19 protein-coding genes are annotated in these 20,268 nt (G+C 65.2%); 14 read left to right on the top strand and 5 right to left on the bottom strand.

Annotated features, from left to right (window positions below; all coding sequences use genetic code 11):
• Positions 1 to 3: 3 nt before the first annotated feature.
• The 6 genes from PV772_RS10350 (at position 4) to metE (ending at position 7,746) form a co-directional block, all read left to right on the top strand.
• Positions 4 to 906, top strand: a complete 903-nt coding sequence (locus PV772_RS10350; protein ID WP_347886084.1) for a DUF58 domain-containing protein — start codon at positions 4 to 6, stop codon at positions 904 to 906.
• Positions 896 to 1,372, top strand: a complete 477-nt coding sequence (locus tag PV772_RS10345; RefSeq protein ID WP_141181708.1) for a hypothetical protein — start codon at positions 896 to 898, stop codon at positions 1,370 to 1,372. Before PV772_RS10350 ends, PV772_RS10345 begins: the two co-directional genes overlap by 11 nt.
• Positions 1,363 to 3,330 (top strand): VWA domain-containing protein, encoded by a 1,968-nt coding sequence (locus PV772_RS10340; RefSeq protein WP_347886083.1) that lies wholly within the window; start codon positions 1,363 to 1,365, stop codon positions 3,328 to 3,330. The genes PV772_RS10345 and PV772_RS10340 overlap by 10 nt, the downstream gene beginning before the upstream one ends.
• Positions 3,327 to 4,043, top strand: coding sequence for a hypothetical protein (locus PV772_RS10335; RefSeq protein ID WP_141160246.1), 717 nt, complete (start codon positions 3,327 to 3,329; stop codon positions 4,041 to 4,043). Before PV772_RS10340 ends, PV772_RS10335 begins: the two co-directional genes overlap by 4 nt.
• Positions 4,044 to 4,369: 326 nt before the next feature.
• Positions 4,370 to 5,335: a methylenetetrahydrofolate reductase gene (locus tag PV772_RS10330; RefSeq protein WP_141160247.1), complete on the top strand. Its 966-nt coding sequence runs from the start codon at positions 4,370 to 4,372 to the stop codon at positions 5,333 to 5,335.
• Positions 5,336 to 5,415: 80 nt separating this feature from the next.
• A complete protein-coding gene (gene metE, locus PV772_RS10325; protein ID WP_347886082.1) occupies positions 5,416 to 7,746 on the top strand; it encodes a 5-methyltetrahydropteroyltriglutamate--homocysteine S-methyltransferase in 2,331 nt (776 codons plus the stop codon).
• Between the two features lie 22 nt (positions 7,747 to 7,768).
• Here metE and PV772_RS10320 read toward each other — a convergent pair whose 3' ends face one another.
• The 3 genes from PV772_RS10320 to PV772_RS10310 form a co-directional block, all read right to left on the bottom strand.
• Positions 7,769 to 8,482: a DUF4386 family protein gene (locus PV772_RS10320; protein WP_168225745.1), complete on the bottom strand. Its 714-nt coding sequence runs from the start codon at positions 8,480 to 8,482 to the stop codon at positions 7,769 to 7,771.
• A 64-nt stretch (positions 8,483 to 8,546) separates the two neighbouring features.
• On the bottom strand, positions 8,547 to 9,053 hold the full coding sequence (locus tag PV772_RS10315) for a DUF2004 domain-containing protein (RefSeq protein WP_141160250.1): 507 nt from the start codon (positions 9,051 to 9,053) through the stop codon (positions 8,547 to 8,549).
• Positions 9,054 to 9,098: 45 nt separating this feature from the next.
• A complete protein-coding gene (locus tag PV772_RS10310; RefSeq protein ID WP_141160251.1) occupies positions 9,099 to 10,016 on the bottom strand; it encodes a LysR family transcriptional regulator in 918 nt (305 codons plus the stop codon).
• A 95-nt stretch (positions 10,017 to 10,111) separates the two neighbouring features.
• On the opposite strand from PV772_RS10310, the gene PV772_RS10305 reads away from it, so the two are divergent.
• The 8 genes from PV772_RS10305 (at position 10,112) to nrdF (ending at position 19,040) form a co-directional block, all read left to right on the top strand.
• Positions 10,112 to 11,509: an FAD-dependent oxidoreductase gene (locus PV772_RS10305; RefSeq protein WP_347886081.1), complete on the top strand. Its 1,398-nt coding sequence runs from the start codon at positions 10,112 to 10,114 to the stop codon at positions 11,507 to 11,509.
• Positions 11,506 to 12,237 carry a DUF1365 domain-containing protein gene (locus PV772_RS10300; protein ID WP_347886080.1) on the top strand — a complete coding sequence of 244 codons (732 nt, stop codon included), beginning with the start codon at positions 11,506 to 11,508 and terminating at the stop codon, positions 12,235 to 12,237. Before PV772_RS10305 ends, PV772_RS10300 begins: the two co-directional genes overlap by 4 nt.
• A complete protein-coding gene (locus tag PV772_RS10295; protein ID WP_347886079.1) occupies positions 12,234 to 13,610 on the top strand; it encodes a class I SAM-dependent methyltransferase in 1,377 nt (458 codons plus the stop codon). Before PV772_RS10300 ends, PV772_RS10295 begins: the two co-directional genes overlap by 4 nt.
• A 35-nt stretch (positions 13,611 to 13,645) precedes the next feature.
• Positions 13,646 to 14,164, top strand: a complete 519-nt coding sequence (locus tag PV772_RS10290) for a TspO/MBR family protein (protein ID WP_347886078.1) — start codon at positions 13,646 to 13,648, stop codon at positions 14,162 to 14,164.
• A 359-nt stretch (positions 14,165 to 14,523) separates the two neighbouring features.
• A complete protein-coding gene (nrdH, locus tag PV772_RS10285; protein ID WP_013601222.1) occupies positions 14,524 to 14,769 on the top strand; it encodes a glutaredoxin-like protein NrdH in 246 nt (81 codons plus the stop codon).
• Between the two features lie 103 nt (positions 14,770 to 14,872).
• On the top strand, positions 14,873 to 15,343 hold the full coding sequence (gene nrdI, locus PV772_RS10280; RefSeq protein ID WP_141161562.1) for a class Ib ribonucleoside-diphosphate reductase assembly flavoprotein NrdI: 471 nt from the start codon (positions 14,873 to 14,875) through the stop codon (positions 15,341 to 15,343).
• Between the two features lie 20 nt (positions 15,344 to 15,363).
• Entirely contained in the window at positions 15,364 to 17,484 is a 2,121-nt protein-coding gene (nrdE, locus tag PV772_RS10275; RefSeq protein WP_347886101.1) for a class 1b ribonucleoside-diphosphate reductase subunit alpha, read from the top strand.
• A gap of 581 nt (positions 17,485 to 18,065) precedes the next feature.
• Positions 18,066 to 19,040 (top strand): class 1b ribonucleoside-diphosphate reductase subunit beta, encoded by a 975-nt coding sequence (gene nrdF / locus PV772_RS10270; protein WP_347886077.1) that lies wholly within the window; start codon positions 18,066 to 18,068, stop codon positions 19,038 to 19,040.
• Between the two features lie 73 nt (positions 19,041 to 19,113).
• Here nrdF and PV772_RS10265 read toward each other — a convergent pair whose 3' ends face one another.
• The gene (locus tag PV772_RS10265) at positions 19,114 to 19,716 is read right to left on the bottom strand and encodes a DUF4230 domain-containing protein (protein ID WP_347886076.1); all 603 of its coding nucleotides are present in this window, start codon (positions 19,714 to 19,716) and stop codon (positions 19,114 to 19,116) included.
• Positions 19,713 to 20,216, bottom strand: coding sequence for a hypothetical protein (locus tag PV772_RS10260; protein ID WP_347886075.1), 504 nt, complete (start codon positions 20,214 to 20,216; stop codon positions 19,713 to 19,715). The genes PV772_RS10265 and PV772_RS10260 overlap by 4 nt, the downstream gene beginning before the upstream one ends.
• Between the last annotated feature and the right edge of the window lie 52 nt (positions 20,217 to 20,268).

Genomic DNA, 20,268 nt, shown 5'->3' with positions numbered 1-20,268 from the left:
CGCATGGCCACCCTCCTCCAGCGCGTGAAATCGAAGATTGCCATCTTCGCGCACCGCAAAGCCCGCGGCATGCTCGACGGCGAATACGGTTCCGTGTTCAGGGGCCGCAGCCTGGACTTCGACGACCTGCGCGCCTACGTCCCCGGTGACGAGGTCCGCGACATTGACTGGAAAGCGTCGGCGCGCCACGGCTCGCCCTTGATCCGGCGTTACGTGGCCGTCCGCAGGCAGACAGTCCTCCTGGTCACCGATACCGGACGCAACATGGCGGCGGAGGCGCGGTCCGGGGAAGCGAAGAAGGACATCGCCGTGCTGTCCCTCGGCGTCCTGGGCTACCTGGCCCTCCGTCACGGCGACGTGGTGGGAATGGTGTGCGGTGACTCGGCCGCAACCCGGTCCTTCCCGGCGAAGGGCGGAGAGGCGCATCTCGAACGGCTGCTCCGGCACGTGGACTCACACACTGGCCTCGACGCGCCTGGCAGCAGCATCCGCGACCAGCTCGACTACATCGCGCGGAACATCAGCGGACGGCACCTGCTGTTCGTCGTCGCGGATGAACTGGCTGCGGACGATGCCACCGGACGCCTCCTGCGCAGGCTGCGCGCCCAGCATGAGATCCTGTGGCTGACGGTCAGGGATGCGGAACTGGTTCCTCCACCCCTGGCCGACGCAAGGTTACAGCGGAGCGGCGACTCCTACAGCGTGGCAGATTCCTCCCTCCTTGCCTGGCAGCCGGCCACGTCCTCCGTGGTAGCGGCTGCCTACGCCGCAGCCGCTAAGGACCGTGACGCAGCGCGCAAAGCCATGCTGCAATCGGCCGGAATCACCGAAGGTGAGGTGGCCGGCAGCGGGGATGTCATCGCCAGCTTGTTCGCCCTCCTGGAGAGGCACCGGCGTGCAGGCTGACCCTGGGTTCTACGGCCCGCTGCAGTACAGCACGGCCTGGATGTGGTGCGGCGCGGCAGTCCTGGCCCTGGTGGCAGGGTGGTACGTCTTCGTGTTTGCCACCACGCGTCCTCCTGTGCGCTCCACGGCCGGCCGGGCCCGCTCCCGGTCCGCCCTGACGGACCTGCCCGGGCTGAAGGCGGCGTACCTGCAGCGGATCCGCGATGTGGAACAGGAGGCGGCGGCGGGAAACCTTGACGCACGCGCAGCGCACCAGCAGGTCAGCCTCCTGCTGCGCGGGTTCGTGCGGGACGCAACGGGAGTCGACGCCACCAGGATGACGCACCAGGACCTGGCCCGGCACCCGCTCCCGGCTGCGGCACACGTCATCGAGGCCCTCTATCCCGCCGAATTCGGCCCCGGACCGCTGCCCTCCGTGGCTGCCTCGGCAGCAAAAGCTTCCGAGGCGGTGCGCGCATGGAACTGATCTTCTGGTGGCTGCTGCCGCTCGCCGCTCTGGCCGCCGGTGCGGCGGCCTGGGTTGCGCTGCGCGGGCGCCGGGGCTCCAACGTAGGGCGCCGGCCCGTGGCGCACGCCGACAGGCTCACCGCCCTCCCGGAATACCAGGCAGCCCTCCGGCGGCACCGCCGCTGGATGGCCGCTGCCGCGACCGCCTGCGCGGTGCTGCTGGCAGCCACGGCCGTTGCGGCAGCGCGGCCGGCGGACGTGACCACCATCCGCCCGGAGCAGCACAACCGCGACGTCATGCTCTGCCTGGACGCCTCCGGCTCCATGAGCGGTGCCGACGCTGCGGTCGTGGAGGTCTTCGCCGGCCTGGCGAAGAACTTCCGCGGCGAGCGGATCGGCCTGACCATCTTCGACAGCAGCGCCATCCAGGTGTTTCCGCTGACCGATGACTATGCCTACGCCCAGGAGCAGCTGCAGGCTGCCAAGGACGCCTTTGACGGCAAACCAGGAAGCTCCGGATTCCTGGACGGCACCTGGAGCAGCAGGGGATCCTCGCTTATCGGGGATGGCCTGGCCTCCTGCCTCAACAGCTTCCCGGGAGCCACCGGCGGACCCTCCGGTGAGGACGGGAACGCGGCAGGCGGCGGCAGTATGCCCACGCGTTCGCGGTCTGTGGTGCTGGCCACGGACAACTTCCTTTCGGGCAAGCCGATCCTGACCTTGGAGCAGGCTGCCCTGCTGGCGAAGGAGCGGTCGGTGCATGTCTACGCTCTTAATCCGGGCGATCTGGACTACGGCGGCGATTCCGACCAACCCGGTGCCCGGCTGCGCGCTGCTGCTTTGTCTACCGGCGGTTCGTACTACTCCCTTGGCAGTCCCGATGCTGTGCCGGAAATTGTCACCGCCGTGGAGCAGACCGAAAGGGCGGCGATCCAGGGAGCACCGCGGGCAGTGTTTTCGGAAGTGCCGGGCCTGCCGCTGGGCGTTGCGCTGCTGTCCGGGCTCGTACTGTCCGCGGTCCTGTGGCACCTGCAGCGGACAGCGCTGCGCAGCCGCGTGGCGGTGCGGCGGGGCGGGATTGTCCTGCTGGTCCTGGTGGCAGCCCTCCGGCCCGCCATGCCCGGCGGTTCGGTGCAGGCCGCCACCGCCGACCTGGACGTGTTCTTCGTGGTGGACACCACCACCAGCATGGTGGCCGAGGACTACGGCAACAGGTCCCCGCGGCTGGACGGCGTCCGCAGGGACATCATGGCCATCGCCGAACAGTTGCCGGGAGCCCGCTTCTCCGTCATCACCTTCGACACCACGGCGCATGTCCGGATGCCGCTCAGCACCGACACCCTGGCGCTGGAAACCATTACGGACGTCATGGAACCCCAGGTGACCGCCTACGCCAGGGGCAGCAGCATCACCGCGGCCAGGCAGGTCCTTTCCGAACGGCTGGCCGCTGCCCGGGACAGCCGGCCGGACCGGCCCCGGCTGGTGTACTACCTGGGGGACGGTGAACAGACCCGCGGCAAGGAGCCGGAGGCCATGAAGGTCGACGGCGGGCTGGTGGCCGGGGGAGCGGTGCTGGGGTACGGCACCTCCGGCGGCGGCCGGATGAAAGCGAACACCGGCCAGGCTTCCGACGGCGGCGGCAGCGGTGCCCCGGCGAACTACGTGCAGGACACCCGGCCCGGCAGCTCCGGGGACGCGCTGTCCGTCATCGACGAAGGGCGGCTGCGGACCGTCGCTTCCCAGCTGGGCGTGCCCTACCTCCACCGCTCTGCCGGCGATCCTGTGGCAGCCATGATGGAACGGGCCCACCCCGGCAGGGCCGAACGAACGGACCAGGACGGATCGTTGGGAGCTGCCAGCGAGCTTTACTGGGCCTTCTCCATCGGCGCCTTCCTGCTGGCCCTGCCCGAAGCGGTGGGCATCATCCGTCAACTCCAGGGGCTCCGTCCCGCGTCCCGCAATGGGGGCAAACCATGACGGCCAACATCCGCAGGCGCCGCCTGCTGCTGTGGTCCGCCCTGCCGGTGCTCCTGGCGCTGTGTGTCGCCGCCAAGCTCCTCAGCCTGGGCCTCCTCGCCCGTCAGGCCGCCACCGGTTTCGAGGCCGGAAACACGTCCGCGGTGGGCAGTGCGGCCGGCGGCCTTGGAATAGCCAACCTGGTGGAGCCGCACAAGGCGCCGTTCGCCGCCGGAGATGCTGCCGTGCTGTCGGGTGACCACCAGAGTGCCCGGACCTTGTTCGAACAGTCGCTGGCGATGGTCCCGGACGGATCCGGCGACGAATGCCCGGTGCGCGTGAACCTCGTCCTGGTGATTGAACGTCTGGGTGACCAGCGCCTTCAGGCCGGGGACCCGGCGTCGGCCGTTCAACTGTTCACGCAGGCGCTGGACGTTGCCGGGCAGGCGCCGCAAAGCTGCCGGTCCAACGAAGCAGAGGGTGGAGCGGGCGGCCGCTTGTCGGACGCTGAAGGCCGGCTGGAAGACAAACTGGGGGCCGCCGGACAAAAAGCGGCGCAGCAACCTGCGCCGGCGGGGGAGCCGACCCCGGACCCGTCCGGTGACAACCGGCAGGATCAGCTGGACCAATTGCAGGACAGTGCCCGGCAAGCGGAACGGGAGCGGAACAGCGGGCGCGAACGGGAAGAATACTTGGACGGCGGGGACGCCACCGCCCCGGAGCGACCGTGGTAGGGCGCCCACGGACGAACATTATTCTGTTGCCGCAAGAAACAACCCGTAAAACTGCGTCTTAATTCGGTACCAACTTGTCCCCGGCCCGCCGGGCCCCCTAGAGTCTTAGACAAGTTACCGCGGTAACGTGTCAGCGATCCTCCGCTCCGGAGGGTGTGGGTGCCCCCATGTGGGCCTGACATTTGCTCACGGACTACTTCATTCCAGGCGTAACAGTCGCGGCTGCGTCCTCGTGGAGTCCCTCCGTGTTCCCAAACTCAAATTCATTGCCGGTTGTCCGCCCCTTGGGGCAGGCAGCCCCAATGGCCCAAAAGCCAAGGACGCAAATGTCACCACCAAGCCTTATTGACGCACATCCCCAGTTATCCGAGACCGCCCCGGTGGCTCTCTCCTATGAGTTGTTCCCGCCGCGTTCGCCCGCGGCGGCGGAGACCCTCTGGACCACAATCCGCGAGTTGGAGACTACTGAGCCCGACTACGTCTCCGTCACCTACGGCGCCAGCGGATCGAACCGGGACACCGCCCTCGAGCTCATCAACCGGCTCCTGGTCGAAACTACGCTGCGGCCATTGGCCCACCTGACCTGCGTGGGCAACACCCCCCAGGAACTCGCTGCGATCATCGGCGACCTGCTGGACATCGGGGTGCGTGGCATCCTCGCCCTGCGCGGCGACCTCCCCCAGGACGGCGCCCCGCCGGCGGCCGGGTCCCTGCGGTACGCCCAGGACCTCATCGACCTCATCCGCCGGGTGGAGCAGCGCCGTTCGGCCCTGCTCTGTGCCGGGAAGATCGCTGTTGGCGTGGCGGCCTACCCCACCCGCCACCCGGAGTCACCCAGCGAAGACCACGACGTCGAAGTGCTGCTCGCCAAGCAGCGTTCCGGCGCCGATTTCGCCATCACCCAGGTGTTCTTCGAAGCCTCGCAGTACGAGGACCTGCTCACCCGGGCCCGCCGTGCCGGCGTAACCATTCCCATCATTCCCGGCGTCATGCCTTTCACCAGCCTCCGCCGCCTCAAGCGGCTGGGGGAGTTGGCGGGAGTGGAACCGGCACCCAGGCTGATGGATCGCCTCGCGGCTGCCGATAACGACATTGAACGGCTCCACATCGGCGTCGACGCCACCGTCGACCTGGCCAATGCCGCCCTCGATGCCGGAGCCCCCGGACTCCACCTCTACACCTTCAACGAGCACCAAAGCGCGCTGGAAGTCCTGGACAAGCTGGCCCTGCCGCGGCATAACCGCAGCAGCCACGCCCGCGCCGCCGCTGCCCGGACCCAGCTGGCCAGCTGAACGCCGGCCCGGCACCCTCCACGCTTCACCGCGCTGACCCACGCCCTTTTTGACCTACCTCCGACCTGAGGACCTTTGCCATGCCTGAAAACAACACGCCCTTCCCGTCCGCCTCACTCCTCGGCTACCCGAGGATCGGCCGCCGCCGCGAACTCAAGAAGGCCGTCGAAGCCTACTGGGCCGGCCGAATCGACGCCGCCGCACTGGACGCGGCCGCCAAGGACATCCAGCTGTCCACCGCCAGGCGCCTCCATGACCTGGGACTGACCGAGGCCGCAGCCGTCCCCGGCACGTTCTCCTACTACGACCAGGTCCTGGATACCACGGCCCACCTGGGTGCCGTGCCCGCACGCTTCGGCAGGCTCCTCAACGCCGCCGGGCAGCTGGACATCGACGGCTACTTCACCCTGGCCCGCGGCACCAAGGACCAGCAGCCGCTGGAAATGACCAAGTGGTTCGACACCAACTACCACTACCTGGTCCCTGAGATCGGCCCCGAAACCGAATTCACCCTGGCCTCCACCGCCAAGGTCGACGAGTTCGCCTTCGCACTGGCCAACGGCATCGAAACCCGCCCGTACATCGTCGGCCCGGTTACCTACCTGCTCCTGTCCAAGGCCTCCGACGACGCCCCGGCCGGCTTCGCGCCGCTGTCCCGCCTCGAGGACATCCTGCCGGTGTACGTCCAGCTGCTCGAAAAGCTGGCCGCCGCCGGCGCCGGCTGGGTGCAGCTCGACGAACCCGCACTGGTGGTCGACCAGGACACCCCCGCTGCAGAGGTCGAAGCAGCGGTTGCCCGCGCCTACGACATCCTCACCGCGGCGGCCAACCGCCCGCAGATCCTCGTCTCCACCCCCTACGGGTCCCTCGGCGGCCAGCTGGGAACGCTTGCCGCCACCAACATCGACGCCCTGCACATCGACGTCTTCAAGGGCGCTGTTCCCTCCGCCGCAGCACTGGCGGGCCTGGGCAACAAGACCCTGGTTGCCGGCGTCGTGGACGGCCACAACATCTGGCGCAACGACCTCGCTGCCTCGGCCGCGAAACTCGATGGGCTGAGGGCCGCCGCAGGCAAGGTGGCAGTCTCCACGTCCACCTCAACCCAGCACGTCCCGCATGACGTTGACGAGGAGACCCGGCTGCCCGCGCAACTCCGCAGCTGGCTTGCGTTCGCGGACCAGAAAGCCGCGGAGGTCACCACCCTGGCCTCCTACCTGGCAGACCCCGCCTCCGCCAAAGCCGCCATCGACCAGGCAACCGCCGTGATCGCCTCGCGTGCCACCGCAGAAGGCGTCCACCGCGCGGACGTCCGGGCCCGCACCGAAGCCCTGACCGCTGGGGACTTCACCCGGTCCGACTACGCGGTGCGCGAAGCGGCCCAGGAGGAGGCGCTGCACCTGCCGCCGCTGCCCACCACCACCATCGGCTCCTTCCCGCAGACGTCAGAGATCCGCTCAGCCCGCGCGCGCAACACCAAGGGCGAGCTGAGTGATGAACAGTACGAGCAGCTCATGAAGGACGAGATCAAGCGCGTGGTGGACCTGCAGGAAGAGCTGGGCTACGACGTCCTGGTGCACGGTGAGCCCGAGCGCAACGACATGGTGCAGTACTTCGCCGAAAACCTGGAAGGCTTCGACGTCACCGTCCACGGCTGGGTCCAGTCCTACGGTTCACGCTGCACCCGGCCCTCCATCCTCTGGGGCGATGTCACCCGCAGTGCCCCCATAACCGTCAAGTGGGCGGAGTACGCGCAGTCCCTGACCAGCAAGCCGATGAAGGGCATGCTCACCGGTCCGGTCACCATCCTGGCCTGGTCCTTCGTCCGCGACGACCAGCCGCTGGGCGAAACCGCCAACCAGGTGGGACTGGCGCTGCGGGACGAGATTGCCGACCTCGAAGCCGCCGGCATCAAGGTCATCCAGGTGGACGAGCCGGCCCTGCGCGAACTGCTGCCGCTGCGCAAGGCCGACCAGGCCGACTACCTGAAGTGGTCCGTCGGCTCATTCCGCCTGGCCACGGCCGGTGCCGCCGATTCCACCCAGATCCACACCCACCTCTGCTACTCCGAGTTCGGCGTGATCATCGACGCGATCGACGGCCTGGACGCCGACGTGACCTCCATCGAGGCCGCCCGTTCCCGCATGGAGGTGGTCCACGACCTCGAGGCCCACGGCTTTGGCCGCGGGGTCGGCCCGGGCGTCTACGACATCCACTCCCCGCGCGTTCCCGGCGAGCAGGAAGTCACGGAGCTGCTCAGCACCGCCGTCCGGCATGTCCCGTCCCGCCAGCTCTGGGTCAACCCTGACTGCGGGCTGAAGACCCGCGGCTACGCCGAGACTGAAGAGTCCTTGCGGAACCTGGTCAAGGCCACGCAGACGGTGCGCGCCGGCCTGCTGGAAACGGCGAAGTAAGGCAACGCTCGACGGCGGCGGGTCACCTTGGGTGGGCCGCCGCCGTCGTCGTATCCTTCATCCGCACGGCGGTGATGAACAGCCATACACTCGCGGCGACGATCGCCACGATAGCAACCAAAGTTGGCACCGAGTTGGCACCCGAGAACCCTGTTTCGCCGATGATCCACCCCTGCGCCAGATAGCCCATTCCGGACAGCGCCATCAGTAATCCGATGATCCGGGGAACACGGTGCATGGCCACCACAACAACGCCCAGCAGTACCAGCGCGGCTCCCAGCAGGAAGCTGTGGTAGCTGCGCATTCCCCACTCCAGCCAGCGGATGCCTTCGGCCGTGGCGAATCGGGCTGCCTTTTCGGGTTCCGGAGCTGCGGCCCATGCATCCACCGCCTGCTTCAGGGCCACGCCGTCTACTGCCTGCAGGGCGGCATAGAGTGCCAGGGCGGCAGCGGCGGCAAGGGCGCCAAACCGGGCAACCCAGGTCATGGCATGGCGCTGCGCGCCACTTGCTGCCCATAGGGAAACGAGTCCAGCGCACACCAACGCCATCCCCAGGAACTGGCCCAGATGCACGGCGGTCCAGATGCCGCTGTTGGCGTATGCAGTGAAGGAGGCCACGTGGTCGTTGGCGTCGTGGGACTCAGCGTGGAACACGCCGGCGAATATTGATGCCAGCACGCCGGCGAGTATCAGCGACGCAGCGAGCCGCCACGTACCGGTTCTGATCTCTTGCATAACTCCTATGCTGGGACCGGCAGCGCGGCAGCACCAGGGTCAAACGCCCCGGAGATTATCCCCTTCAGGACTCCCAGACGATTTCGTCGTCCACCACGCCGTCCTGGTCAGCGGATGCCACCAGGATCTCATCGGTGAAGTGCTCCCCGAGGGTGAAGTCCAGGACGAAGTAGCGTTCCGGCTGCCCGGGGTAGATGGCTACATGCCCCAGCTTCAGGGCTTTGAGGAACACCTCGTTGGTGAGCTGGCTCCGGTCCTGGACGCCGAAGACCTTATGCAGTTGTTCGTCCTTGAGCGCGTTGCAGTGGAAGTGCAGGTATTCCTGCGGACTGGTGCCGTCCTGCTCCAGCTCCTCGGCGATCATTCCCCGGACCTCGTCGACCAGTTCGGGCAGAAAGCGGAGCCGGTATTCGACCTTGCGCAGTGCGGCTTCATCGAAGTGGTCGTGGGCGTTGATTTTCAGGTCGAGTTCCAGCGGATGGCCGCGCAGCTCATGTTTGGCGGCGAAGAGATGATCCATGCCGTGGTTGAGCTCAATCTCCCCAAAGTGCTGGCTCGCTACCTTGTTCATAGTCTCAACATAGACCCGAAGGGCAGACCATTCCAGCGTTCGCGCCTAATTCACCGCGGTGCGCATCCCGGCGAGAGTCTCGGCCAGCAGGTCTACGAAAAGCTGCACCCTGGCGGTTTTCCGGTCATTGATCAGCAGCGCAAAGACGTTCCGGGCCAGCCGGATTTCCGGCACGTCCAGCACCACCACGCCCGCGGGTTTGTTCCGGAGCGCCAGTTCGGGAACCAGGGCGGCGCCCAAGCCGGCGGCTGCCATCTCCAGGCTGGCGTGGAAGTCATCGCTGTGCGCCACCACCCGGGGGTGCAGGTTGCAGCCGGCAAACAGCCGCTCGATCACCATGGCGTCGCTGGTGCCCGGATGATGCATGATCCAGGGCATCTCCGACAGGTGGTCGGCCGCGACCTTCGCATCGGCCCGGAAGCCCCACCCGGCGGGCAGGACCACCCGGAAATCATCGTCGCCGATCCATTGCCGGTTGATCGTGTTGGGCCACGCGAAGCCGGTCTGGCCCACCTGGAACACCACCGCCAGGTCCAGGTCGCCTCCGGTGCGCAGCCCCTGGATGGTCTGGCCCGGTTCCGCGACGGAGACCCGCAGGTCGATCCCCAGCCTCTTCCACGCCGGATTCTTCAGGATCCGCGGCAGGACATACGTGGCCAGGCTGGGGAAGATGCCCAGCCGCAGTTCCTGGCTCCCGGTGTCCTGCGTCCGTGAGGCAGCGGCCATCAGCGCTTCGATGTCCGTGAGCACCTTGGCGGCGTGCCTGGTCATGACGACGGCGGCTTCCGTAGGGATCACGGCGCGCGCCGACCGCTGGAAGAGGGTGACGCCCGTTTCCCGCTCCAGCGCGGACATCTGCTGCGAGACGGCAGAGGCCGTGTAGCCAAGCGTTGCGGCTGCCGCAGCGAACGAGCCCAGCCGCGTGACCTCCAGGAGGGTCTTCAGGTGCACGGGATTTACCACCAGTTCACAGTACTGCACCCATCCGCCGCCGCGACCGCGCCGAATAGCCCTCTGTATAACCAGAACAGCGGCAATGTTCAGCAGAGGAGCCTGAAGTGTCACTTGACCCAGCAGTAAGTGCAGGCGGCCGGCGGCGCTTCGCCGTGATCGGCAGCGGGGTGGCCGGATTGACCGCCGCCTACGTACTGAACAGGCAGGACGATGTCACCCTGTTCGAGGCCGATTCACGCCTGGGCGGCCATGCCCACACCCATGAAATGCCCCAGGCCGACGGTAGCGTCATCGGCGTGGATACCGGGTTTATCGTGCACAACGAACGGACGTATCCCACCCTGCTGCGGCTCTTCGCGGAACTTGGCGTCGAGACCCAGGATTCGGAGATGAGCATGTCCATCCGCTGCGACGGCTGCGGCCTGGAATACGCCGGCGCCCGCGACGGCGCCCGCGGCATCATTGCCAGGCCCTCCAGCCTGCTGCGCGGCCGCTACCTGCTGATGCTGCTTGAAGTCACCCGTTTCTACCGGAAGGCGAGGGAACTGCTCAGGACCGCGCCGCCGTCGGCCGTCAGCGGCGAAGTTGACGTCCCCGAACTGACGCTGGGAGAGTTCCTGGCGCGGGAAAAATTCAGCAGCTACTTCATATCGCACTTCATGACCCCGGTGGTCAGCGCTGTCTGGTCCTGCGATCCCACCACCGCACTCGCCTATCCGGCGCGCTACCTCTTCACGTTCCTCGGCCACCACGGGATGCTCGGCATCAAGGGCTCACCGCAGTGGCGCACCGTGACGGGCGGCTCGGCACGATACGTCGAAAGACTTGCCGCCACGCTCCCCGACGTGCGCCTCAACACTCCCGTGACCGCCATCCGGCGCCTGCCCGAGGGCGTGGAGCTCGCAACGGCAGGCGGGCTGGAAGACTTCGACGCAGTCGTGATCGCCACCCATCCCGCCCAGGCACTCGGCTTCCTGGCCGATGCCACCCCGGAGGAGAAGGAGGCGCTGGGTGGGATGCCCTACTCGGTGAACCACACCGTGTTCCACCAGGACCCCGCTGTCCTGCCGGCTGCGGACAACGCCAAGGCGTCCTGGAACTACCGGCTTCCGGCGTGCGACGCCCGCCCGGACAAGGTCCTGGTGAGCTACGACCTCACCCGGCTGCAGCGGCTCGAGCCCGTGGACGGGAGGCCCTACCTGGTGAGCCTGGGCGAGTCCGAACTCATCTCCGACAGCGCCGTGCTGGAACGGATGGTGTACGAACACCCGCAGTACACCCCTGAATCCCTGAAGGCCCAGCAGGCCATCGCCGCGCTGAGCGACGGCAGGATCGCGTACGCCGGGGCGTTCCTTGGCTGGGGCTTCCACGAGGACGGCGCCCTCTCCGGGGTGCGGGCTGCTGAGAAGCTGGGCCGCACTTGGCCGGTGGCCCGCGCCGCCGATTCGGCAGACTCCACCGGCGAGGGGGAGCGGGAACTGCTGTCCGCAGAACCTGTGTGACCATGGACGCCTCGATCTACCGCACCTCCATTTCCCATGTGCGGCGCACCCCGTTGAAGAATGCCTTCACTTACCGGAGCTACAGCTGGTTCGTGGACGTGGACCACCTTCCGCGGCTTCCCTTCCTGCTCCGGCCCCTGGCGGTGTTCCGGGCCGGTGACCACCTGGGGGATCCGGACGCGGACATCCGCTCCAACGTGGAGCGGTTCCTGCGGACCCAGGGCATGGAGCCCGACGGCGGCGCCATCCACATGCTGACCAGCGCCAGGGTTTTTGGGTACGTCTTTAATCCGCTCACCCTGTTCTGGTGCTACCGCTCCAGCGGGGAACTCCAGTGCGTGGTGGCCGAGGTCCACAACACTTACGGGGAGCGGCATTGCTATTTGCTGCGGACCGATCCCGGCGGCCGCGCCTCGGTGCCGAAGGCGTTCTATGTGTCGCCGTTCAATGACGTCGACGGGCAGTACAGGATGAAAGTCCCAGCGCCCGGGGACAGGCTCGCGGTGTCCATCATCCTGGAGCGCGAAGGGCACCGTCCCTTCGTGGCCACCATGGGCGGCAGGCGCCGGGCCGCCACCGTCCCCAACATCCTTGCGGCGGCACTGACAGTGCCTGCCGCGCCGCTGCTGGTATCCGCCCTGATCCGGGTCCAGGGCGTTAAACTCTGGGCAAGACGCCTGCCCGTCGTTGCCAGACCACATCACCCCTCACAGGAGGCAGTTCAATGACAATGACTGACGACAACGGAACTGCTTCAGCTTCCGTCGACAACAAGACCCACGGGCCGGCCGCCACCCACTCGCCCGCAGCCTGGACCGCCGGTGGTGTCCCCGCTGCGCCGGCCACCATCGATCCTGACCTGTGGCCCGGTGTTGCCCAGCCGCCGTCGGGCCTTAAGGCCGACGTGGCAGGGAAGGCTGCAGGCCTGATGTTCAAGGGCGCGGTCAGGCGGCTGCCGCTGCGCGTCGAATACCCTGACGGTTCGGTCCTGGGGATGGGCGGCCCGGACGCTCCCGTAATGACCATGGTGCGGCCCGCGGCATTCGAAGCCCGGATCGGCGACAACGGGCTGATCGGACTGGGCGAGTCCTTCATGGCCGGAGACTGGGAAGCCTCCGACCTGGCCGCGGTGCTGGAAGTCTTCGCCGCCTCCGTGGACACGCTCATCCCCGTGCCGCTGCAGAAGCTGCGCTCGCTGTACCTGCCGCGGACGCCCCGACAGGAGCGCAACGCCGAGCAGAACACCCGCAGCAACATTTCGCGGCACTACGACCTGTCCAACGATTTGTTTTCCAACTTCCTGGACTCCACCATGAGCTACTCGTCGGCGCTGTTTCCCGGCGGGGCCGGGCCGCTGTCCGAGGTGGCGTGGGATTCCCTGGCGGAGGCCCAGCAGGCCAAGATCGACCGGTTGCTGGACAAAGCCGGGGTGGGTGACGGTACCCGGCTGCTGGAAATCGGTACCGGCTGGGGCGAGCTTGCCCTGCGTGCCGCTGCCCGTGGTGCCACCGTCTACAGCGTCACGCTGTCCAGCGAGCAGCAGGCGCTGGCGCAGGAACGCATTGCGGCGGCCGGGTTCGCGGACCGCGTGACGGTGGCCCTGCAGGACTACCGCGCCGTGGAAGGGGAGTACGACGCCGTCGTGTCGGTCGAGATGATCGAGGCCGTGGGGTACGAGTACTGGCCCATCTACTTCCAGACGATCGACCGGGTCCTGGCCCCGGGGGGAAAGGTGGCCATCCAGGCGATCACCATGCCGCACGGGCGCATGCTCGCCACCCGCAACGCCTATACGTGGGTGCACAAATACATCTTCCCCGGCGGCTTCCTGCCGTCCGTCCGGGCCATCGAGGGCGTGACCCAGCAGCACACCACCCTGCGCGTGCGGGAGCGGATGGGCATGGGCGACCACTACGCAGCCACCCTGCGGCTGTGGGAGGAACGGTTCCTCGCCCGCTCCCGCGAGGTAGGGGACCTGGGCTTCGACGCCGTGTTCCAGCGGATGTGGCTGTTCTACCTCTGCTACTCGCGCGCAGGGTTCCAGTCCGGCTACCTGGACGTCCAGCAGATTGTGCTGGACCGCCGGGAGGCGCAGCTGTAGGTTTCACCGTGTATCCAGCGGGGACAGGAGGACACATGAAACTCAAGACACTCGCATGGACCACCGCGGCGACGGTGGCCACCGCCGCGGCGGGCGGTGTTGCGACGGACCCCCGGAGTGGCTGGTACCTGAAGCTGCGCAAGCCGGACTGGCAGCCGCCCGCGATTGCCTTTCCCGTGGTGTGGACAGCACTCTACGCGGACCTGGCCGTGACGTCGGCCGTGGCGTTGGACCGGGCTGCTGAACTGGACCGTGCCGACAGTCCGGGGCCGGTCAGGAACGACCACAGCCGGGAACTGCGCGCCTACCGTGGTGCGCTGGCCGCCAACCTGGTGCTCAACGCTTCATGGAGCTGGTTCTTCTGGCGCTCCCGCCGGCCGTGGCTGGCCGCTGCCGAGGCGGCGGTACTGGCGGCCAGCAGCGCGGACCTGGTGCGGCGGACGTACCGGTTGAACCGGGTTGCCGGAGCATCGCTGGCTCCGTACGCGGCATGGTGCAGTTTCGCCACTGTGTTGTCCACCGCCATCGCTCGGCTCAATCCCGCCAGCAGGTAGAAGCGAAGGAAATCGTCGGCTGAGGTGCTTGATCGAAGGGTCCCTCATCACTACATGTAGTGATGAGGGACCCTTCTTCGGCGTCGGGGCACGCAGCGCGACACGCCGGGAAATCACGACACGCGCACTGTGCAAAAGTGTGCAACCCCGTCCACAGGTTGTGGACCCAGCCCGCAAAAAACCCGGGATCCCGGGCAATTTTCCGGTCCCCGCCTGTGGATTAACGGTGCATTAAATGACATACTTGTAATACATCATCTTGGGGTTCCAAAGAGGCGTCTGCACTACATGTAGTATCTACATACAGCTGGACGGGGACACCGGCCCAGCAAAAGAGTTCAACTAAGGGGACAGGGACAATGACCGTAACGGTATACACGAAGCCTGCTTGTGTTCAGTGCAACGCCACTTACCGCGCGCTCGACAAGAAGGGCATCACCTACCAGAGCGTTGACATCTCCCAGGACGCCGAGGCACTCGAGCGCCTGAAGGCACTGGGCTACATGCAGGCTCCCGTTGTGGTCACCGACCAGGACCACTGGTCCGGCTTCCGCCCCGACAAGATCGAGGAACTCGCGCTGTCGGCCGTTTCCTCCGTGGCCTAGGAGTTCCGCTTTTCCTGCCGGCAACCATCAACCAGCTGAGGTGACTCCCATGGCAGCACCAACAGCACAGCGAAGCGCTTCGCAACACCACGCGGCTCAGCGCGTGGAGGTGTCCCCGCCGGCCACTTCGCACCACCAGCCGGAGCAGGTTGTCACGGACAGCCAGCTCATCTACTTTTCCTCGGCATCCGAGAACACCAGCCGCTTCGTCGCGAAGCTTGGCCGTGAGATGGCCCGGATCCCGTTGTATCCAAAGGACGCACCCCTCCTCGCCACCCGGCCGTTCGTGCTGGTGGTGCCGACCTACGGCGGCACCGGGGGAGAGGGGTCCGTTCCCAAGCAGGTCATCCGGTTCCTGAACAACCCGCAGAACAGGCAACTGCTCCGCGGCGTCATCGGCGCCGGCAATACAAACTTCGGGGAAAACTACTGCATGGCCGCGGACATCATCGCCGCCAAATGCCAGGTACCCCACCTCTATCGATTCGAACTCATGGGAACGCCGGAAGACGTCACCCGGGTCAACCAAGGATTGGACACGTTTTGGACACGACTGTCGCAGACACAGAAGTAACCAGGGCCCAGAAGCCTGAGATGCCGGCTGCCTACAAGGGCTTGGGTTATCACGAGCTGAACGCCATGCTGAACCTTTATGGTCCCAATGGCGAAATCCAGTTCGAGGCTGACCGCGAGGCCGCCCACCAGTACTTCCTGCAGCACGTTAACAACAACACCGTGTTCTTCCACGACCTGGAAGAGAAGCTCGATTACCTGGTGAAGAACCAGTACTACGAGCGCGAGACGCTGGACCAGTACACGATGAACTTCATCCGTGACCTGTTCAACCGTGCCTACAAGAAGAAGTTCCGCTTCGAGACCTTCCTGGGCGCCTTCAAGTTCTACACTTCGTACACGCTGAAGACGTTCGACGGCAAGCGCTTCCTTGAACGCTACGAGGACCGCGTCTGCATGGTGGCCCTGCACTTGGCGCGCGGCAACGAACAGCTGGCCATGCAGATGGTGGACGAGATCATCGACGGCCGTTTCCAGCCGGCCACCCCCACCTTCCTGAACGCCGGCAAGAAGCAGCGCGGCGAGCTGGTCTCCTGCTTCCTGCTCCGCATCGAAGACAACATGGAGTCGATCGGCCGCTCCATCAACTCCGCACTGCAGCTGTCCAAGCGCGGCGGCGGTGTGGCGTTCGCACTGACCAACATCCGCGAGGTGGGTGCGCCCATCAAGCAGATCGAGAACCAGTCCTCCGGCGTCATCCCCGTGATGAAGCTCCTCGAAGACAGCTTCTCCTACGCCAACCAGCTTGGTGCGCGCCAGGGTGCCGGTGCCGTGTACCTGCACGCGCACCACCCGGACATCTACCGGTTCCTGGACACCAAGCGCGAGAACGCGGACGAGAAGATCCGCATCAAGACCCTGTCCCTGGGCGTCGTCATCCCGGACATCACGTTTGAGCTGGCCAAGAAGGACGAGGACATGTATCTGTTCTCGCCCTACGACGTGGAACGCGTCTACGGCATGCCCTTCTCCGACGTCTCGGTCACCGAGAAGTACTACGAGATGGTGGACGATTCCCGGATCAAGAAGACCAAGATCAAGGCGCGCGAGTTCTTCCAGACCCTCGCCGAGATCCAGTTCGAATCCGGCTACCCGTACATCATGTTCGAGGACACCGTCAACCGGGCCAACCCGATCGACGGCAAGATCATCATGTCCAACCTGTGCTCGGAGATCCTCCAGGTTTCCCAGCCCACCACGTACAACGATGACCTGTCCTACGCCGACACCGGCAAGGACATCTCCTGCAACCTGGGCTCGCTGAACATCGCCAAGACCATGGACTCGCCGGACTTCGGCCTGACCATCGAGACGGCCATCCGCTCGCTGTCCGCCGTCTCGGACATGTCCAACATCACCTCTGTGCCATCCATCGCCAAGGGCAACGACCAGAGCCACGCCATCGGCCTGGGCCAGATGAACCTGCACGGCTACCTGGCGCGGGAGCGGGTCCACTACGGCTCCGAAGAGGGCCTGGACTTCACCAACATCTACTTCTACTCGGTGGTGTACCACGCGGTGCGCGCCTCCAACCTGCTGGCCGTCGAAACCGGCCAAACGTTCGGCGGCTTCGAGAAGTCCAAGTACGCGTCGGGCGAGTTCTTCGACAAGTACACGGAGCAGGAATGGGTTCCGCAGACCGAGAAGGTCCGCGAGCTCTTCAAGAACGTGCACATCCCCACGCAGGCTGACTGGCGCGAGCTGAAGGCCTCCGTTATGGAGCACGGCATCTACAACCAGAACCTGCAGGCCGTTCCGCCCACCGGCTCGATCTCCTACATCAACAACTCCACCTCCTCGATCCACCCGGTGGCGTCCAAGATCGAGATCCGCAAGGAAGGCAAGCTGGGCCGCGTGTACTACCCGGCGCCGTACCTGACCAACGACAACCTGGAGTACTACCAGGATGCGTACGAGATCGGCTACGAGAAGGTCATCGACACCTACGCCGCGGCTACGCAGCACGTGGACCAGGGCTTGTCGCTGACGCTGTTCTTCAAGGACACCGCCACCACGCGCGACATCAACAAGGCCCAGATCTACGCCTGGAAGAAGGGCATCAAGACCATCTACTACATCCGTCTCCGCCAGCTCGCGCTGGAAGGGACCGAGGTTGAGGGCTGCGTCAGCTGCATGCTGTAGTTGCAGCTTCAACTAACTAGCCAAGTACGACGGCGGGTGCCCGCCCGCCGTCGTATCTCAATAGGAGAGTTAAAAGACTGAGGAGTCATGCTTCAACATGACTCCTCAAGAATCTCGCTCACGAGACATTCCAAATGCGATCTGGAATGTCGAATGTATCAGGGATGCTGGACCCTCGTCCAACCCGGAGCGGGATTCGATAGCTGGCAAAAAATGCCAGCTAGGAATCAACAGCCGAACATTCGGCAGAAAGGGGCCGAAGTGCCTCAGAAAATCTCAAGAGATGCCCGAACTGGAGAGTTTGTGTCCCCGGCAACTGCGCGGCGGCGTCCAGCCTCGACGACCACCGAGTTTGTTGGGGCTGGAACTTCGAACACCCGAGTTGTTAACCGTTCCGCAGGAACTGGTCAGTTCATTACTGACACTGCGGCAAAGCGAAATCCGGGCGGCACGATAAAGCAGCGGGTCTAGTCGCGGCCTGGTTGTGCGGGTGCCGGACCCGAGGGCACCCGCACAACCATCTAGAATTGAACATGCACGGAGGCTTGCTCCCGTGAAACAGCCAAGGTGGAGGACGCAAATTGACCGATAAGCTCAAACTTCTGAGCCATGTTGAGGCGATCAACTGGAACCGGATTCAAGACGATAAGGACGTCGACGTCTGGAACCGCCTGGTCAACAACTTCTGGCTTCCGGAGAAGGTGCCGCTGTCCAACGATGTCCAGTCGTGGAACACGCTGACGCCGGCGGAGCAGCAGCTCACCATGCGGGTATTTACGGGCCTGACCCTGCTGGACACCATTCAGGGCACTGTTGGTGCTGTCTCCCTGATCCCGGACGCGCTGACCCCGCACGAGGAAGCCGTATACACGAACATCGCGTTCATGGAGTCCGTGCACGCTAAGAGCTACTCCTCCATCTTCTCCACGCTGGCCTCCACCAAGGAGATCGACGAGGCGTTCCGCTGGTCCACCGAGAACGAGAACCTTCAGAAGAAGGCCCAGATCGTCATGGACTACTACCAGGGTGACGACCCCCTGAAGCGCAAGGTGGCTTCCACCCTGCTGGAGAGCTTCCTGTTCTACTCGGGCTTCTACCTCCCCATGTACTGGTCTTCACGCGCCAAGCTGACGAACACGGCTGACCTGATCCGCCTTATCATCCGTGACGAAGCCGTGCACGGTTACTACATCGGCTACAAGTTCCAGAAGGGCCTGGAGAAGGTCTCCGAGGAACGCCGCCAGGAGATTAAGGACTACACGTTCGAACTGCTTTTCGAGCTGTACGAAAACGAAGTCCAGTACACTCACGATCTTTACGACGGCGTGGGCCTGGCCGAGGACGTCAAGAAATTCCTGCACTACAACGCCAACAAAGCCCTGATGAACCTGGGCTACGAGGCGATGTTCCCGGCTTCCGTCACCGACGTGAACCCGGCCATCCTGTCGGCGCTGTCCCCGAACGCTGACGAGAACCACGACTTCTTCTCCGGGTCCGGGTCTTCCTACGTGATTGGCAAGGCCGTGAACACGGAAGACGAGGACTGGGACTTCTAACTCTCGCTCCAAGCTAATTCGGCTGGTGAAGCTAAATGACCCCGCTCGCTCGGCGAGCGGGGTCATTTGCCTGTCACAGGAAAGTGACTTCGATTCCTAAAGAGTTAAACATGCCAGACAGCATGGCCCGTGTGTTTTCACCAGCCTGCTTCCGAAGCTCCGACTCCTCGGCTGCGCTGGTCATCTTCGTTTCGGCCAGTTTGAAGTACTGTGCTTGTTGGGGTGGCTCGATTGCATCCGCAATGGCGTCAATCACTCCGCGGTCCTGGCTGAACACGTAGGACCTGTCATGGTCCAGATTAGGCTTGTCCAGCTGCGGCTCCGGCAACCGCACAGTCGCCGACTTGCCGTCGGAGGACAGCGTAAGGTCCTTATCTACGAGACCGGACAGATCGACATAAGTGTTGACGGTTCCAGCGGCGACGAATAGCGTTCGCCGCCCTGCGAGTATGGCCGGAATCCCCGAGACGCCATCTTCAACGTCGAGTACTACCTCAAAGTTGCCCACTGCGGCATGGTACTGACTAATGTCCTTGATCGATTTAAGTAGTGCAGGCTGGCTGCGGTCGACGTGCCGTGTTTGGAAGGGCATGTAACCAGCAAAACTGGCCACTCCGAAGCCAGCGAGCCCCAGAACAATGACGCTAATTAGCAACATCGCCGAACGCTTGATCACTGGACGTGCGTCCCGGCGTTGTTCGCCGAAAGTCGTGCACGGTCCAGTCCTCGGAGGATCAGCTCGCCGGCAATGCCGAGGCCGAGCAGCGTCAGGAGGGTGCCGTTCCGGGCGGAGCTGGCGGCGATATAGGTGTTCTGCGTGGCTGTGATGGCAGCAATGTCGTTGGCGTACCACCCGTTGACCACCGACTGCTGCGGGGCTCCCTTTGTTTCCCCGTTATTGACGTCGTTTTTGACGCTTGCAGCAGCGAGGTCGGACTTCCATGTGGAAGGGCTGCCAGCGTCGACAGCAGCGGGCCCGGTGCCGATCCAGGTCAGGATGAACAACAATCCGAGGACGGCGCCCAAGATGACACGGGTCAGCTGGACCGGCCCTGCGGACGCTACAAATTTCCTAATCCGGCCTTTACCTTTGCCGACGTTCACTTGGGGAGCGCTCTCCGGGGCCGGAGGAACGGCGGGGTTGTTGTAGCTCGTAGGCGGATCGTAAGACGACATAGTTTCCCCATTTTCGTAATTTGTTGCTTGCTGCCCGTTGGCAGAAGTTCTT

The organism is Pseudarthrobacter sp. CC12, assembly GCF_039907755.1.
Taxonomy (GTDB): domain Bacteria; phylum Actinomycetota; class Actinomycetes; order Actinomycetales; family Micrococcaceae; genus Arthrobacter; species Arthrobacter niigatensis.
Note: the sequence above shows the minus strand (reverse complement) of the source record. Positions and strands in the feature narration are given on the sequence as shown.